We start from the raw sequence: 16,699 nt of genomic DNA, 5'->3' as shown, positions 1-16,699 counted from the left end.
ACGAAAGTATTTTTCATTTATGCCATGTTATTTCCTGAATGGAACTCTACTGGCAGAGCCAAACTGTGAACAAAACTTAATAATGACAAACAAAATCAGAGTCGGTGTTTTTTTCGGCGGACAAGCACGAGAAAGAGAAATTTCTTATTTAGGGGGAAAGACAGCTTTTGAACATATTGACAAAGCTATTTTCGAACCTGTTCCTATTTTTGTTGATAGCTTGGGGCATTTCATCCAAATTAATCCTGAGCTACTATATGAAGATTCAATAAGAGATTTCTTTCCATCTAAAAATCTGAACCGAGGCTTTAGAGTATATATAGAGTCATTAGGAGAACTCAACGAAACACAACTATATAAACTCATTTATAAAGTTGGTAAGCAAGTTCAGCCGACAGATTTCTCTAATTTAATGGATTTTGCATTTGTCATTATGCATGGTCCTCAAGCAGAAGATGGTGCTATACAAGGATTATTAGAATGGTATGGAATTCCATACATGGGCCCTGGTTTAATGGGTTCTGCGGTGGGTATTGACAAACCCATGCAAAATAAGCTACTTTCACTTGTAACAGGCCAAAAAAAGAAAATGGTTACTTTTACTCGTGATGAATGGCAAGTGGCAGACCGCTCGAAATTGTTTACAGATTTAATTAATAATATAGGTTTTCCATTCGTGGTCAAAGCTCCTCACCAGGGTTCATCTATTGGGGTGGCAATTGTTAGAAAGAGAAGTTTAGAAGAATTTACGAAAGCCATTCAACAATGTTTCTTCGAAACAACTTTCTTGAAACGAGAATGGGAAAAAATGACTGACCGCCAGAAAAGGCATTTAATGGAAAAAACCTCGAACCTAGACGAAGGTATTGGCTTTCCACTTTATGTCAACGGAAAAATTCTACATCACCCCGCTGAATTGATGGAAGAATTAGATGCACTTCTATTTACTTTAGATTCAGTAACTGCCATTTCAGCAAATGCTGAAGACCACGTAATGATTGAAGAATTTGTGGTAGGACAAGAGTTTTCGTGCGGTGTAATTCAACATGACGACGGAACAGCTTTAGCCTTACCTCCTACCGAGATTTACGGTGAAATTCAAACTTTTGATTTCAAATCTAAATATAAGTCAAACGTCACAAAAAAGCGTATTCCAGTAGAAACGAGTATAGAAAACCTAAACAAAATTCACGATAATTTGCTTAAAGCTTTCAATAATTTAGGATTTAGCGTGGTAACTCGTATTGATGGTTTCTTAACTCCCGATAGCCGTGTATTACTACACGACCCAAATACCTTACCCGGTATGTCGCCAGCCTCGCTTATTTTCAAGCAAATGGCAGAAATCGGTCTTACCGTGACACAATCAATTACTTATTTCGTAAGACAGTCTATCCGTGAGCGTATCAGAAGTGGTAAAAATACAGTTGCTCTGAGAAATCTTTTAGAAAAAATTGATAGTCTGATTGAAGGAAGAGTAAGTGCTCATAGAAAGAAAGTAGCTATTATTTTTGGTGAAACTGACGAAGAATACAAAACTGCTCAAAGAAAATTAGGAGAATACGCTTCTTCAGTAGCTTATGAACCAGTATGTGTATGTGCGGCTCGAAATGGCCAAATGTATAAAATTCCTGTAAACTTAATGTTTAAGGCTGATATTCAAGATTTTGGACAAAATATTGGTAAATCTAAACACCCATTTATTGCAGAAATAATAAGAAAAGCCGAAAAAATTACTAATAAATATGCAGGTAGCTTTGATACACAAGTAAAAAAGCTTTCTGAAACTGAACTTGCTGAAAGTGTACAATTTATTTTCCAGTGTGATTCAGATACATTAGTTGAATTATAATTACTATCAAGCATAAAAAAACTCCATCTTCAGAGATGGAGTTTTTTTATGCTTTTAATTTTCTATGATTAGTTACAATATTCACGAATAACATTATAAGCGGCAGAATATCCCAACTCACCCGCACGGCTAAGGTCATAACAACCAGCGTTTTCATCGCCCAAAGCATGTTTGATTATACCTCTTACATAATATGCCTCGGCGTATTTAGGGTTCAATTTTATGGCATTTGAACAATCCTGTAAAGCTTCTTTTTGAAGTCCCATAGATGACCGCACCAAACCACGTGAAAAATACGCTTCAGCGTAAGTAGGGTTTAATTCGATAGACTTATTTAAGTCTAAAATCGCTCCTTTACCATCACCTGATTTGAATTTAGAAATACCTCTGCTATAATAAGCCTCTGAGCGGTCTTCTGAAAATTCATTAATTCTACTTTTTTCTTGTACTACACTTCGAAGTTCGTCTAAAGTTTTTTTAGTAATTCTTCCTGTATAGTATACTTTTGAGTCAATGCTCATGTTATCTACTTCAATCGCTTTCGTTAAATCGGAAGTAGCATCTTTTTGATTTCCAAGTTTACTATTACAGAAGCCTCTTCCGTAAAATGCACGTACATTTTTAGGGTCAAGCTGAATGGCTTTATCATAATCATTCATTGCTCCTCGGAAATCTTCAATTTTAGTTTTGGCAAATCCACGATTAAAATAAGATTCACTGTCTTCTGGGTTCAATTTAACTGCTTCATCAAAATCTTTAATTGAACCAGCAAAGTCATTGATTTTTAAACGGCTAAAACCTCTGCTTGCAAAAGATTGAGAACGCTTCGGATTCATATCAATCGCCTTTGTGAAGTCGGTGATACTTCCTTGATAATCTTCTAATCGAGATTTACATGCCCCTCTAGAGAAAAAGGCCTGATACATCTTATCATCTTCAGGATTCAATTCAACAACCTTCGTAAAGTCTTGGATGGCACGACGATAATCCAATAACTTGGCCCTTGTCATTCCACGGTAAAGATAAGCCATTGCATCTTCAGGATTTAGTTCAATGGTACGGTTATAATCTTGAAGTGCCGAACGGTGGTCATCTTGTTCACTTTTGCTTTTTCCTCTATAAAGATATGCTAAAGCATTTTTAGGGTCAAGGTCAATCGTACGGTCAAAATCTAAGATTGCTCCACGATGGTCTTTTAATTGCTGCTTCGCCAAACCACGGTTGTAATAACTAGCCGCATTTTCAGGATTCATTGCAATCGCCGTACTATAGGCTTGTGATGCACCAATATAATCACCTGCTTTACTTTTATTTACTCCAATTTCAAAATATTCTGATGCCGTTTGCTGAGCATTAACTTTTGTAATACAAACAGCAAAACAAATGGTTAATAATGGGAACAGTAGTCTTTTCATATAAATTTTTAGGTAAGTTTCAATTAAGTATAAACATTATTTAACGTGAATATCTTATTTGTGATTTATTACAACAGTTTTAATTTAGCAAAGATAAATTTTATGCCTATTTACTCAATAGTTTTTATCAAAAGATTTTAAAAATATGACAAACAATACCGTTTAATAATTTTACACTTAAATAGCTTGTTGTTTTTACATTTTTTTAGATTTTTACATAATCAATTATTTTTGAGTAAAAATAATTAGACTTACGTTGCACAATAAATCCAAATTCTATGAAAATCATGCGTTTAATCGCAAGTACGGTCATTATTTTATCTCTACTTGTTGCTTGTAACTCTTCAAAAAAAACTACCAATAATAAAAGTAAAAAAGACCCCGCAGCCGCTGAAGCGGCAGCAAAGATTGGCAAAATGCTGGATTTGTTAGCTACCGATTTAATTGGTGCATCGAATCAAAAGGCAGAGATTGTCAGAACTGCGGATGGCATTAATATTACATTCCAGCCAGATTTTTATTTTGAATCTAGTTCCGAAAAATTAACTGTCGATGCCAAAGGTGTCCTCGACGATATTTCAAGTGTGTTGAGCCAATATCCATACACAGAAATTTTTATAGAAGGGCATGCCGATAGTAGTGGAAATCAGTTGAATAATAAGAAGCTTTCAGAATTAAGAGCCAAAACGGTTGCTTTGTATTTTAAAGCACATAATGTAAATGCAGACCGAATTGCGATTGCGGGTTATGGAGCTACAAGACCCGTTGAAAGTAATAGCACCCCAGAAGGCAGACGTAGAAATAGAAGAGTCGTGGTGAAAATAAATGCTAATGAGAAAAAGTTTTTAGCTTCACAAGAAGCTGCTAAAGGAACAGTTGTAAAATAAAAAGCTAGACTGTACGAAAAGTTTCTGTGAAACCAATCACAGAAACTTTTTTATTGTAGTAAGAAACTAAAATTTATTAGTGATTAAAATAAAATTTGCGAAAGCCCAAATGAAAGCACAAAAACTAAGGTAGAAAGAGCCATTTGTTTAAGCATTGGGTCGGGATTTGGCAAACGAGAAACCTTTATACCATTGATAAAAAATAAAGGAAAACAAATGATATAATAATAGTTACTAGCTGCTTGCAAATAGCTAAAAATCAGCATACTAATCATACCAAAGCTCAATAAAAACCAATGATAAATAATCGCTTTAGGCTTACCTAATCGAGCCGGTATTGTCTTTTTCCCCGCACGAGTATCAGATTCAATATCACGAATGTTATTGATATTTAAAACACCCGTAGCAAACAAACCACAAGAGAAGGCAGGCAAAACATTTAGCCAAGAAAATGACTTCGTGAAAAGATAATTACTACCTAATACACCTACTAAACCAAAGAAAATAAACACTGAAACATCTCCTAACCCCGCATAGCCATAAGGTTTTTTACCTGCTGTATATGTATATGCTGCCAGCATTGAAATTAAACCGAGCCCCAAAAAGCCCAAAAAGTCGTTTTTTGAAGCATCCTTAAATGCAAAATACAATAAAGAAATACCCAAAACCAAACATAATACGACCATAAAAATTATACCATTGAGCATTTGTTTCGGTGTAATTGCACCCGACTGAACAGCACGTTCAGGCCCCACCCTACCCGCTAAATCAGCACCATTTTGTGTATCACCGTAATCATTGGCAAAGTTTGATAAAACTTGTAGGGCAATAGTTGTAAGGCAACATAAGGTAAAGATTAACCAATCGAACTTACCAACTGATGCTGCCAAAAAACCACCCATAAAAATACTCGCCAATGCCAAAGGAAGTGTGCGTGGGCGAGCTGCTGAAAGCCAATGCTTCATGATTATATAGTTATTAAAGAGAAAAAAAGAGTGAATGTAAACACGCACTCTTTTAATTTTAAATTAAAGTCCTACTGCTTTTTTAAATTCAGGGGAATCGGGTTTTACACCAGAAGCAAAGAAATTTGCAACCTCCCCTTTTTCATTTATTACATATTTGCAGAAATTCCAAGTTGGTGCCTTATCATTCCAGCCATTCATGTCTTTTTTGCTTAACCACTGATACAAGGGGTGCTGGTCATTGCCAACTACACTAATTTTTTCAAGCATTTGAAAAGTTACACCGTAGTTTTTCTGACAAAAAGTAGCAATTTCCTTGTTTGAACCTGGTTCTTGTCCTCCAAAATTATTGGCTGGAACTCCTAAAACTACAATTTTATCACCGTATTTTTCGTGAAACTTTTGCCAATCAGCATATTGTGGGGTATATCCACATTCAGAAGCTGTATTAAGTACAACAATCTTTTTCCCTTTGTATTTAGCAAAATCAATGGTTTCTTTTCCATCAAGTGACTTCAACTTGAAATCATAAAATGAGCCTTTAGCCATAATATTCGAGGGTTTTGCAACTGCTAATTGCTTATTTGAAAATAAATGTTTGATAATTCTGAAACTCATAAGACTTCCAACTGCTAAAACTGATACTGTTACGATAATTAATTTCTTTTTCATATTTTATTAAAGGTTACATACGTGTAGGTACTTGTACACCTAATAAACTCATTGATTTTGAAATTGTTTGAGCGACAGTTTTAATTAGCGAAAGTCTGAATTGCTGCTTATCGGCATCTGTTTCATTCATGATTGAAACTTCGGCATAGAATTGGTTAAAAGTCTTTGCCAATTCATAAACATAATTTGCAATTACTGCTGGCGAATATTCATTACATGCTTTTTGGATAACAGTCGGATATTCATTCAATAAATAAATCAATTCTGACTCTTGTTTTAAGATGTCAATATTTTTCACTTGATTATTCACTGGCACATTCATCGCCTCTGCTTTACGCAAGATAGAGCAAATACGTGCGTGTGTATATTGAATAAATGGACCCGTATTTCCTTGAAAATCAATAGATTCTGCTGGATTAAACAACATTCTCTTCTTTGGTTCAACCTTAAGTAAGAAGTATTTTAAAGCACCTAAAGCCAGCATTTGGAATAAATTTTCGGCCTCATCTTTAGTAAAATCATCAATTTTACCACGCTCACGGGTTGTTTCAGCGGCAGTTTCAATCATTTCTGCCACAAGGTCATCAGCATCAACCACTGTCCCCTCGCGAGACTTCATTTTACCTGAAGGTAAATCAACCATTCCGTAACTTAAATGATAACAACCATCAGCATACGAGCGACCTAAACGCTTCATAATGGCAAACAATACTTGAAAATGGTAATCTTGCTCATTTCCTACCACCCAAATTGATTTATCATTATGAAAATCATTGAATTTCATATCGGTTGTACCTAAATCTTGCGTGATATATACCGAAGTTCCATCCGCACGCAAAACAAGTTTTTCATCAAGCCCTTCTTCTTTCAAATCAATCCAAGTACTACCATTTTCTTTTTTGAAAAACACGCCACTTGCAAGACCTTCTTCTACTAAATCTTTACCCAATAAGTAAGTATTCGATTCATAGTAAACTTTATCAAAAGAAACTCCAATTTTTTGATAAGTTTCATTGAAGCCCGCAAAAACCCAATCATTCATTTTACGCCACAAAGCCATCACTTCGGCATCACCTTGCTCCCATTTCTGAAGCATTGCTTGTGCTTCAAGCATTAAAGGAGCGATTTTTTTTGCCTCATCTTCTGTTTTTCCTTCGGCAACTAACTGATTAATTTCTGCTTTATAAGCCTTATCAAACTCTACATAATATTTGCCAACCAAATGGTCGCCTTTCATTCCTAATGATTCAGGTGTTTCATTGTTGCCAAATTTTTGGTAAGCCAACATCGACTTACAAATATGAATACCACGGTCATTGACCAAACTTGTTTTGATTACTTCAAAACCGCCTGCTTTCAAAATACTCGAAACAGATTCGCCCAAAAAATTATTACGGAGGTGTCCTAAGTGTAGTGGTTTATTGGTATTTGGCGAAGAAAACTCGACCATTACCGACTGTCCATTTGAAGGTAATTGCCCAAATGAATCATCAGCTAAAATTGCATTAAGTGTATCAATCCATACGCCATTATCAAGTACAATATTTAAAAACCCTTGCACTACATTAAATCCACTCACAAAGCTGTTTTTATCTTTCAAATATTGGCCAATGGCATTACCCAACTCCACTGGATTTTTTCGCAAAGATTTCACTAAAGGAAAAACAACAAAGGTATAGTTTCCTTCAAAATCTTTTTTTGTGGGTTGTAAAATCACTTCCTCTTCTACTTGATACAGTGCCAAAAGTGCTTCTTGAATGGCTTTTTTTAATGATTGCTCGATATTCATAAAACTGATTTCCTTTTTTATTATGGACAAGTTTAAAAAACTGCCCTACTGGGCTGCAAAAGTACAGTTTTTTTAGAAGAAAAGTGTCAAGTTATTTGTATTTTAGCAATTCTACTAGCTAACTTTACTACTACTAACCTGCATTAATTATGAAAAAAACTTTATTTTGGCTGTGCATTACCACTATTTACAGTAATATTTTTGCTCAAAGAATCTCTCCTTCACAAGAATCTATAGAAACGGCGGCACGGCTTGCTCCCAAAACAAGCGTAATGCCCAAAAGCCACATCAAACAAGGAGGCCAACCCAATATTGAAGAATTTGGATTTAAACCAATCAAACACAATAATATCATTCCAATGGGGCAAAACGGAACAATCATGTCAGATATCAATTCTGATGAGAAATTTACTTTTGTTCATACCGAAGGATACGACCGTAGTATTAAAAATATCTGGCAAAATGATTTTAAAATAGACTCTAAATATGATTTTATCGGAGAACAAAGCGATTCTCTTTTTCATTATGCTATGTTTAATAACTTTTTAAACAAGAATAAAATAACACTCCTTAAAACATCCATCAAAACTGGGATTCAACAAAAAATTGAAGGGTCACTACCCGACGGCATCAAAATGTTTACATTCAGAGTTGTAGGAGAAGATTGTTTCGTTGCTTGCAAATACAAGGAAAGACCAGTTGTGATGATATTCCATGATGATGGAACATTTAAGGTTTTACCAAATTTATTGAACAAAAATGCTCAATTCTTATCACTATATGCCGATAACGAGAGTTTTACAGTTATTTTAAAACAACAAGCTAAAGGAACATTACTCATAAAAAAATATTCAAAAGAAGGGTTTCAACTAAGTAGTTTTACAATTCCGAATGATAAAAAACAGTTCAACGAAGCAAAAACAATAAGAATTGGAGGGAAATTATTTGTTATTGGCACCTACACAAAGGGTTTAAGTTTTAGGGTACGAGGCTTATATACAGCTTGTTTAGACGAAAACTTCTCACCTGACAAAGTAAAATACACAGAATTTTCAGAATTCTCCAACTTACTAAATCAGAAGCAAAAAGCACCGCCTTATGCCATAGTTCATCAACTTAAACTTCTTGATAATGGAAAATCAGTTATGTGTGTGTTTGATTTTTTCGATGCAAATATCTCTAATCAAGAATACACCGGAAAGGTTAAGTATCAATACAGTATGATATGTAAATTTAATAACGAGGCCCAAATTCTCTGGAATTCTGTTATCGCCCTAGATGGCCTCACATCATACATATATACCATGCGTTCTCGTACGCAGACAGGGAGTAAGCTTGACATTTTAGAATCAAATGTTAAACCTGCCATGCAGTTTTTGATAAATAAAAATCGAATCTTGGGCGGATGTCAGTTTGGGAATGTCATTTATACAAATTTGCTTGATAGTGATACTGGCGAAGTAGTTGCCAAAGGTATGTATGAAGAGGCTGGAAACGAACAAATAACTGGATTTTTGCCATGGTTCGATGATAATTTCTTGGTTTGGGGCCGCGAACGTAGAAATCTACTTGCTCGACCTTCGCTTTATATGAGAAAAATGAAAATAGTAGAGAAAATGTAGTATATTTTTGCGTTATTTGCTTAAAATTTATTGTTCAAACTCTATGAGCTTAAATTTATGAGCTGGTTACTCTTTCCAACTCAAAATAAAAATCTCATACATTCAGAAATTCTAATTCATGCTCCAATCAATGACTGGTTTTGGTTCGGCCACTGTCGAGAACACCAAAATTTCTGTAACTGTCGAAATCAAATCTTTAAATTCAAAATTCTTTGATATCTATTGCCGTATTCCACGTACGTATTCAGAACGCGAAATAGAAATCAGAAATATTCTTACCCAAGAACTTGAGCGAGGAAAAGTAGAATTCATGATGAACGTTGTACCGAAAGATGAATCAGGTGCAGCAACAGTCGTTAATCGCCCATTAATAAAGGCTTATTTCCGTGATTTACAAGCAACTGCCAACGAACTAGGCTTCGAGCCAGGCCCAACGGAACTTTTAAGAATGGCTTCTATGATGCCCAATGCATATAACAATGATTCGCTAAACGAAGCCGACGCAAAAGCAGAATGGGATTTAATGAAAACAGCCATCAATCAGGCCTTAACAAAGTGTAAAGAATTTAGAGCACAAGAAGGAAAAAATACTGCTTTTAAATTTGAAGAATACATTCAAAACATTAGTCAATTATTGTCTGAAGTTGAAGCACAAGACCCTAAACGTATTCCAGTTGTACGTGAGAGAATTGCAAAAGCAGTTGCAGAATGGTCTTCAAGCGAAAGCTTTGATAAAAATCGTTTCGAGCAAGAACTTATCTATTACGTTGAGAAATTTGATATTTCGGAAGAAAAAGTTCGCTTGAAAAATCACTTAGAATATTTCATTGCTGAATTAAAAGTTGCTTCAAACGGCAAAAAACTAAATTTCATTGCTCAAGAAATTGGCAGAGAAATCAATACCATCGGCTCGAAAGCAAACGACTCGGTGATTCAAAGGTTAGTTGTGCAGATGAAAGACGAACTAGAGAAAATCAAAGAACAAACCATGAATATTGTATAATGTTGTTTACACTGATTAAATATTGGTCAACCAGCAAATTCATATACAATTCATACTTTGATTTGCCCAGTTCTGAAAATTTAGCTAATTTTACCCCCAATCACCAAAGAAAATATCGTTTTCTTGTACGATTCCAATATTTTTTATAATCAAAATACCTAATACTTACAATGAGCCAAATTGTTAGAGTACACGCAAGACAAATTCTCGATTCAAGAGGTAACCCTACTGTTGAGGTAGATGTTTTAACAGATAACGGATATTTAGGACGTGCTGCTGTTCCTTCGGGTGCATCAACAGGCGTACACGAAGCCGTTGAATTACGTGATGATGATTCAAAAATCTATCAAGGCAAAGGTGTTTTGAAAGCAGTTAAGAATGTAAACGAAAGCATCGCTTCTGAAATCTTAGGAGCAAACGTTTTTGAGCAAAACTTAATTGACCAAATCATGATTGACCTTGATGGCACTCCAAATAAAGGTAACTTAGGAGCAAATGCTATCTTAGGTGTTTCATTGGCAGTAGCAAAAGCAGCTGCTTACGAAGCTGGCTTATCATTATTCCGCTATTTAGGTGGTGTAAATGCAAATACATTACCAGTACCAATGATGAACATCTTAAATGGTGGTTCTCACGCTGATAATTCAATTGATTTCCAAGAGTTTATGGTTATGCCTGCTAAAGCTGAGTCATTCTCACATGCTTTACAAATGGGCACTGATATTTTCCATAACTTAAAGAAAGTATTAAAATCAAAAGGTTATTCAACAAACGTTGGTGATGAAGGTGGTTTTGCACCAAACATCAAATCAAACGAAGAAGCTATCGAAATCGTATTGCAATCAATTGAGAAAGCAGGTTTCAAACCAGGCGAAGATGTATTCATCGCGATGGATGCTGCTGCTTCTGAATTCTACAATGCAGAAACGGGTCTTTATACTTTCAAGAAATCCGATGGTAAGCAATTAAATTCACTTGAAATGGCTGCATACTGGGAGTCATGGGTGAGCAAATATCCAATCATTTCTATAGAAGACGGTATGGCCGAAGACGATTGGGCTGGTTGGGCTGAGCAAACTAAATTAATTGGTGGAAAATGCCAATTAGTAGGTGACGATTTATTCGTAACTAACGTAAAACGTTTACAAGAAGGTATTGACAAAGGTATTGCCAATGCAATCCTAGTTAAAGTAAACCAAATTGGTTCATTAACTGAAACAATCAATGCTGTAAACTTAGCTCACAAAAACAAATATAAGAGCATCATGTCTCACCGTTCGGGTGAAACTGAAGACGCAACAATCGCTGACTTGGCAGTAGCTTTAAATACTGGTCAAATCAAAACTGGTTCGGCTTCACGCTCTGACCGTATGGCTAAATATAACCAATTACTTCGTATTGAAGAAGAATTAGGTTCGGCAGCTGTATTTCCAGGATTAAAATTCTGATTTAGCACATAAATCATCGTTAATAGGTTGTTATCTAACAACTTCTTGACCAAACAAAAGTCTGTCAAACTATTGGCAGACTTTTTTGTTTTTGCTACTTTTGACATCCAATCGTGCTTAAAATTATAAAATATGAGAATTTATATCCCAAGATTTATACATAAATACCGCTTTTATGTAGTCACCTTAGTTGGTTTACTTTTATGGATAGCTTTTTTTGATGGTAGCAATTTAATTGCTCAATTCAGACTTTGGCAGAAACTCTCGGAGCTGGAAGAGCAACAAGAATATTATGTAGAAGAATTAAAAAAAGTAAAAAAAGAAGAGCATGAAGTAATGGGAAATCAAAGTTCGATGGAGAAGTTTGCCCGTGAGCAATACCTCATGAAAAAAAGCGGTGAAACCGTTTTTGTAATTGTAGATGAAGATAATAAGTCTATTGAAAAAGAAAACGAAGAAGAATAGTAGTATAAATACTTAAATGATAAAAGCCTCTGTTGATGAATCAGCAGAGGCTTTTATTATAATCTTAGACCACAATTACTTCAATGAAGAAATCCATTTAGCGATTTTCATTGCTTCATCTTTTGGAACATTTGGTAATGCCGCCATCGGAGGATAACCTTCCCAGTTAGATGGTTTTGGTTTGTAAATTAATTCTACAATTTGTTCAGGCTTATATTTTTTCTTTTTCATTACCTCAACATAAGCAGGGCCAACCAAACGAGTATCAACTTTATGACAAGCCAAACAAGTATTTTTTTGTAATAACTTTTCTACATCTGGTGGAATTTTTGTCTGTGCTTTTGATACTGATGCAATACCTAGTACAACCGCAACGGTTAGGAATGATTTTTTCATTGGACTATGAGCTTTTTAAAATTTAATTAATCGGACCGGCTATGCGGTCGTAACCCGAATTATTCCGCTAAATTCGTAAACAAAACGTTAGAATGAAAGTTTTTGTTGAAATTTTAGAAGATTATTTTGTTAACAAAAAGTTAAATTAAAATTTCATTTGATAAAAGTCACAATCAATGTTCATAATCATCTGTAAATGAATAAATTAAGAATCCAAATTATTATTTTTTATAGAACTTAAACATAAATCCATACTTGTAAACGTTAGAATCTTTGATGCTGCCATAAAATTGACTACTTTCGTTGTTGACGAATAATTTTAGCCCCATAATAATATCACCTAGTGAATATCAATAAAAATGATTTTTACTTTTCAAAGCACATATTCAATACAAGCTGTTATTACCACTTTTTATAAATTTGGGTTAGTAATATTTTTACTTATTGGACAATGCGTACAAGCCCAACCAAAAGTTCAGTGGGCAAGTAAGGTATTAGCTTTTTCATCCGAAAGAGTTGATGCCAATAGTCCAGGGCCAAAATACAGAGCCATTCAAGTAATTGGTTCGCCCAATAAACTACCCCAAACTGGCGAAAGTGCCTGTGCGTGGTCGCCTGCTGGAGCAGATACTTACGCTGAAGAATTTATTAAAGTAGGTTTTGAAACCCCCACAAAAATAAAACAAATTTGTATTGGTGAAAACTTTAATGCAGGCTCTGTAATAAGAGTTTTAGCCTATGATTCGCTTGACAAAGAATATATTCTTCACGAAAATAAAGAAGATGGTCTTGTTGGAAAGGGAAGAATGTGGAACATCATCATTCCTCAAACTGAGTTTAAAGTTTTTGCAATCAAACTCATTTTAGCACCAGCTAAGGTATCAGGGTATAACCAAATAGATGCCATTGGCATATCAGAAATTGAACTTCCTTTTGAGGCAAAAATAAATCACGCTAAAGATATTCCCAAAGACGTTACCAAAGAAAACTTGGGAAGAACAATAAATACTCAAAAAAGAGAAGTTGCCCCAATCATTACTCCTGATGGTAAAACCCTTTTCTTTACGAGAGAAGGACATGACATGAACATCGGAAAAACTAAAAGACAAGATGTGTGGGTATCTAAGATCTTACCTGATGGAACATGGGGAGAAGCGGAAAATATTGGCAGCCCAATTAATACCGACGAACATAATGCGGTTTCTACCATTTCGGCCGATGGTAAAACTATTTACTTAGTCAATGTTTATATGCCCGATGGCACTTACCGACCGGGTTTATCAAAATCTAAAAGAAATAAATTAGGCTGGGATTTTCCTAAAGAAGAACGCATTAATGATTACTATAATTTGAATAGTTATACAGAGTTTACAATTGCCCCAAATGGGAAGGTTTTGATAATGGCTTGTCAAAGAAAAGATAGCAAGGGTGATAAAGATTTGTACGTCTCATTTCTAAATAACGATGGAATTTGGTCAAAGCCAGTTAATCTTGGTGCTACAATAAATACGGCTGAAAATGAAAGTACGCCATTCATTGCAGCAGATGGAAGAACGATATATTTTTCAACGGCTGGATTTCCGGGTTATGGCGATAGTGATATATTTCTTAGCAGAAGACTCGATAGCACTTGGACCAAATGGAGCGAACCAGAAAATATTGGAAATCTTATAAATACACCTAAATGGGACGGCTACTTCACCATTCCAGCTTCTGGTGAATTTGCGTATTTAAGTTCAGAGGAACGTTCAATTGGTGCTGAAGATATATTTAGAATTCGCCTTTTCCCTTCTATTAAGCCAGAACCTGTAGCCATTATTTCAGGCACGGTGGTTAATGCATTCGACAAAAGACCAATCGCTGCCAATGTAATGATGGAGGTATTAAATGATAGCTTAAACAAAGAAACAATTGTAGCCGAATTTAATCCTGATACTGGTGAATATAAAATGGTCGTGCCATTGAAGAAATCTTATAGTTTAAATGCCTCAAAAAAAGGCTTTGTAAGCATCAGTGAAAGCCTTGACTTAACAAAAGAACGTCGTTTCAGGGAAATAAAGAAAAATATTAACCTAATTCCTGTAAAAGAAGGGCAAACAATGATATTAAATAATTTATTCTTTGAGCAAAGCAAATATGATATTTTACCCGAATCTTACTCAGAACTAAATAGAATAATTGAGTTAATGAAAGAATACCAATCTATGCAGGTAATTATTGAAGGACATACAGACGGAAGTGGAGATGATATTATGCTCAATGTAAAATTATCACAAAATAGAGCTAACGAGGTAAAAAAATATTTGGTTGAGAATGGACATATAGACCCAGCAAGAATTCAAACTAAGGGTTGGGGACAGTCGAAACCAATCGCCAGCAATTCAACCGAAGAAACACGAAAAAAGAATCGCAGAGTAGAATTTACGATTTTAAAATTATAGTTTTTACAATCTTCTTCAATCAACAAAACCACGAATAATTCTATAAAGTGTTTAAGTTTACTATAAAAAATACTCTTTCAGCAATTCTCATTTTTATACCCGTAATATTACTGGGTATAGTTTTCCAAAAATATGCGGTAAATATTCCACATTGGGATGATTTTGCCATTAGGAATACGCTTGCCAAAATGCTCGAAACAGATGTTTTGTCTGAAAAATTCAAATTGCTTTTTTCACAACACAACGAGCATCGAATCTTACTTACACGCATCACAGCTTGGTTTACTTATTTCTTATTTGGGACTTTAAACCTCAAGGTTTTGATGCTTGGTGGAATCCTATCATTACTTGGCATTCTTGTACTTTTTTATGATTTATCAAAAAAATACAATCAATCAATACAAAGTTTTATTCCAGTTGTATTCATTCTTTTGAATTTTAGCCTTTATGAAAATATCTTTTGGGGAATGGCTTCCATTCAGAACTTTGGTGTAATTTTCATCACAATTTTAGTTTTCTATTTACTCACATTTTCAGTTGAAAACAAGCATAAAAAATATTTCCAATGGTCAATTTTGATGTGTTTTATTGGTGTATTCACCAGCAGTAATGGCATTATTATTCCAATAGTTGGAGCCTTAGTTTTACTTATTCAGCAAAGAAAAAAGCATTTATTTATTTGGATAATAGCATCCATAATTATTCTAATCAGCTTTTTTTATGGTTTTGAGAAAAGTCCTGATAATGTACTAAAAACAGATTTAACAAATTTCAAGCTATTGGGAAAAGGACTTTTCGTTACACTCGGAAGTTCCATCGATGCCTCATTCTTTTCCAGGAATATTCAGCTAGACCTATCAATGGCAGTAGGGTTATTTTTCATTCTATTTATGATTTTATTTGCCTATCAAGTTGTCTTCAAAAAATACGATTTGAATATCCGAAACAATGATTTATTCCTATTGGCTTGTTTAGCGTTTGTAGGGATAACATCAGTAGGTATAGTTGTTGCCCGTTCATCATACGGAATAGAAACATTAGCTACAAGTAAGTACAAAATTTATTCAACTATCACTCTGATAATTTTCTACTTGGTAGCAATCAATAACATTGGAGAAAAAATCAAATCGAAATTTATTCAGGTGGCAATTTTTGGGGCTATTGTATTTAATTTTTATAGTTTTATCGCCAATTATTCTTCTATAAAATATTTATACCAAGAAAGACTAACCGACCAATTTAAACAACAATATAGCGATAAATCATACCCCAAAGCTGGTATAATGCGTATTTTACAAGAACCCACTAAAGCCTTTTATGATAAACTAATTGACAATTTAGGGGTAGAAAAAGATACTACAAATAGTATTAAATACACCATCGAAGAAAAAAACAATGCCTTTGAATTAGTAATTCCTCAAAATGGGTTACCAATTGATTTAAGTAAGCCAGAATCAGGCTTTTATGTGATAATAAAATCTAAAGAAAGGATTTATATTTATCCAAGTTATTTGAAAGCATTTGGAAAAAAAGCCTACCTCGAACAAACGTTTTTACTTAATAATCAGCTCAAAATTGATAACTTTACGGCTGTAATTGAAAAATCTTACATTGAATCTGGTAAATACCACATTGGGCTGATTAAGTCAGAGAAAGGTTTAAACAGTATTTATTGGACAAATCAAAATATTGATATTCAATCAATTAACAAAGTTCATCCTAAACAAAATTGGTGATTGATTTA

13 protein-coding genes are annotated in these 16,699 nt (G+C 34.4%); 8 read left to right on the top strand and 5 right to left on the bottom strand.

All coding sequences use genetic code 11. From position 1 onward, the window contains the following. Positions 1–82: 82 nt before the first annotated feature. Positions 83–1,852: a D-alanine--D-alanine ligase family protein gene (locus EMTOL_RS15880; protein ID WP_305953258.1), complete on the top strand. Its 1,770-nt coding sequence runs from the start codon at positions 83–85 to the stop codon at positions 1,850–1,852. A gap of 68 nt (positions 1,853–1,920) precedes the next feature. Here the strand turns inward: EMTOL_RS15880 and EMTOL_RS15875 are convergent, their stop codons facing one another. Beyond that, complete coding sequence (locus tag EMTOL_RS15875; protein WP_015030327.1) at positions 1,921–3,267, bottom strand: tetratricopeptide repeat protein; 1,347 nt, start codon at positions 3,265–3,267, stop codon at positions 1,921–1,923. 287 nt (positions 3,268–3,554) lie between these two features. On the opposite strand from EMTOL_RS15875, the gene EMTOL_RS15870 reads away from it, so the two are divergent. Next, on the top strand, positions 3,555–4,154 hold the full coding sequence (locus EMTOL_RS15870) for an OmpA family protein (RefSeq protein WP_197491667.1): 600 nt from the start codon (positions 3,555–3,557) through the stop codon (positions 4,152–4,154). A gap of 83 nt (positions 4,155–4,237) precedes the next feature. Here EMTOL_RS15870 and EMTOL_RS15865 read toward each other — a convergent pair whose 3' ends face one another. From EMTOL_RS15865 to argS, 3 genes are all read right to left on the bottom strand, one after another. Further along, on the bottom strand, positions 4,238–5,119 hold the full coding sequence (locus EMTOL_RS15865) for a 1,4-dihydroxy-2-naphthoate polyprenyltransferase (protein ID WP_015030325.1): 882 nt from the start codon (positions 5,117–5,119) through the stop codon (positions 4,238–4,240). A gap of 63 nt (positions 5,120–5,182) precedes the next feature. After that, the gene (locus EMTOL_RS15860) at positions 5,183–5,791 is read right to left on the bottom strand and encodes a glutathione peroxidase (protein WP_015030324.1); all 609 of its coding nucleotides are present in this window, start codon (positions 5,789–5,791) and stop codon (positions 5,183–5,185) included. A 13-nt stretch (positions 5,792–5,804) separates the two neighbouring features. Beyond that, a complete protein-coding gene (argS, locus tag EMTOL_RS15855) occupies positions 5,805–7,580 on the bottom strand; it encodes an arginine--tRNA ligase (RefSeq protein WP_015030323.1) in 1,776 nt (591 codons plus the stop codon). 149 nt (positions 7,581–7,729) lie between these two features. On the opposite strand from argS, the gene EMTOL_RS15850 reads away from it, so the two are divergent. From EMTOL_RS15850 to EMTOL_RS15835, 4 genes are all read left to right on the top strand, one after another. Continuing rightward, positions 7,730–9,202 carry a hypothetical protein gene (locus EMTOL_RS15850; protein ID WP_015030322.1) on the top strand — a complete coding sequence of 491 codons (1,473 nt, stop codon included), beginning with the start codon at positions 7,730–7,732 and terminating at the stop codon, positions 9,200–9,202. Positions 9,203–9,320: 118 nt separating this feature from the next. Then, complete coding sequence (locus EMTOL_RS15845) at positions 9,321–10,205, top strand: YicC/YloC family endoribonuclease (RefSeq protein ID WP_015030321.1); 885 nt, start codon at positions 9,321–9,323, stop codon at positions 10,203–10,205. A 170-nt stretch (positions 10,206–10,375) separates the two neighbouring features. After that, a complete protein-coding gene (gene eno / locus EMTOL_RS15840; protein WP_015030320.1) occupies positions 10,376–11,653 on the top strand; it encodes a phosphopyruvate hydratase in 1,278 nt (425 codons plus the stop codon). A gap of 132 nt (positions 11,654–11,785) precedes the next feature. Next, complete coding sequence (locus EMTOL_RS15835; protein ID WP_015030319.1) at positions 11,786–12,118, top strand: septum formation initiator family protein; 333 nt, start codon at positions 11,786–11,788, stop codon at positions 12,116–12,118. A gap of 75 nt (positions 12,119–12,193) precedes the next feature. Here EMTOL_RS15835 and EMTOL_RS15830 read toward each other — a convergent pair whose 3' ends face one another. Then, positions 12,194–12,514: a c-type cytochrome gene (locus EMTOL_RS15830; protein WP_015030318.1), complete on the bottom strand. Its 321-nt coding sequence runs from the start codon at positions 12,512–12,514 to the stop codon at positions 12,194–12,196. A gap of 359 nt (positions 12,515–12,873) precedes the next feature. Here EMTOL_RS15830 and EMTOL_RS15825 point away from each other — a divergent pair, with 359 nt between their 5' ends. Next, positions 12,874–14,955 (top strand): OmpA family protein, encoded by a 2,082-nt coding sequence (locus tag EMTOL_RS15825; RefSeq protein WP_015030317.1) that lies wholly within the window; start codon positions 12,874–12,876, stop codon positions 14,953–14,955. 47 nt (positions 14,956–15,002) lie between these two features. Beyond that, positions 15,003–16,691, top strand: coding sequence for a hypothetical protein (locus tag EMTOL_RS15820; protein WP_015030316.1), 1,689 nt, complete (start codon positions 15,003–15,005; stop codon positions 16,689–16,691). The last annotated feature ends 8 nt before the right edge of the window (positions 16,692–16,699 follow it).

The organism is Emticicia oligotrophica DSM 17448, from assembly GCF_000263195.1.
GTDB classification, from domain to species: domain Bacteria; phylum Bacteroidota; class Bacteroidia; order Cytophagales; family Spirosomataceae; genus Emticicia; species Emticicia oligotrophica.
Note: the sequence above shows the minus strand (reverse complement) of the source record. Positions and strands in the feature narration are given on the sequence as shown.

What these genes read in the sequence shown, in the direction of transcription:
- EMTOL_RS15880 (WP_305953258.1), top strand. Translation starts at nt 83, where the DNA reads ATGACAAACAAAATCAGAGTCGGTGTTTTTTTCGGCGGACAAGCACGA.
- EMTOL_RS15875 (WP_015030327.1), bottom strand. Translation starts at nt 3,267, where the DNA reads ATGAAAAGACTACTGTTCCCATTATTAACCATTTGTTTTGCTGTTTGT.
- EMTOL_RS15870 (WP_197491667.1), top strand. Translation starts at nt 3,555, where the DNA reads ATGCGTTTAATCGCAAGTACGGTCATTATTTTATCTCTACTTGTTGCT.
- EMTOL_RS15865 (WP_015030325.1), bottom strand. Translation starts at nt 5,119, where the DNA reads ATGAAGCATTGGCTTTCAGCAGCTCGCCCACGCACACTTCCTTTGGCA.
- EMTOL_RS15860 (WP_015030324.1), bottom strand. Translation starts at nt 5,791, where the DNA reads ATGAAAAAGAAATTAATTATCGTAACAGTATCAGTTTTAGCAGTTGGA.
- argS (WP_015030323.1), bottom strand. Translation starts at nt 7,580, where the DNA reads ATGAATATCGAGCAATCATTAAAAAAAGCCATTCAAGAAGCACTTTTG.
- EMTOL_RS15850 (WP_015030322.1), top strand. Translation starts at nt 7,730, where the DNA reads ATGAAAAAAACTTTATTTTGGCTGTGCATTACCACTATTTACAGTAAT.
- EMTOL_RS15845 (WP_015030321.1), top strand. Translation starts at nt 9,321, where the DNA reads ATGCTCCAATCAATGACTGGTTTTGGTTCGGCCACTGTCGAGAACACC.
- eno (WP_015030320.1), top strand. Translation starts at nt 10,376, where the DNA reads ATGAGCCAAATTGTTAGAGTACACGCAAGACAAATTCTCGATTCAAGA.
- EMTOL_RS15835 (WP_015030319.1), top strand. Translation starts at nt 11,786, where the DNA reads ATGAGAATTTATATCCCAAGATTTATACATAAATACCGCTTTTATGTA.
- EMTOL_RS15830 (WP_015030318.1), bottom strand. Translation starts at nt 12,514, where the DNA reads ATGAAAAAATCATTCCTAACCGTTGCGGTTGTACTAGGTATTGCATCA.
- EMTOL_RS15825 (WP_015030317.1), top strand. Translation starts at nt 12,874, where the DNA reads ATGATTTTTACTTTTCAAAGCACATATTCAATACAAGCTGTTATTACC.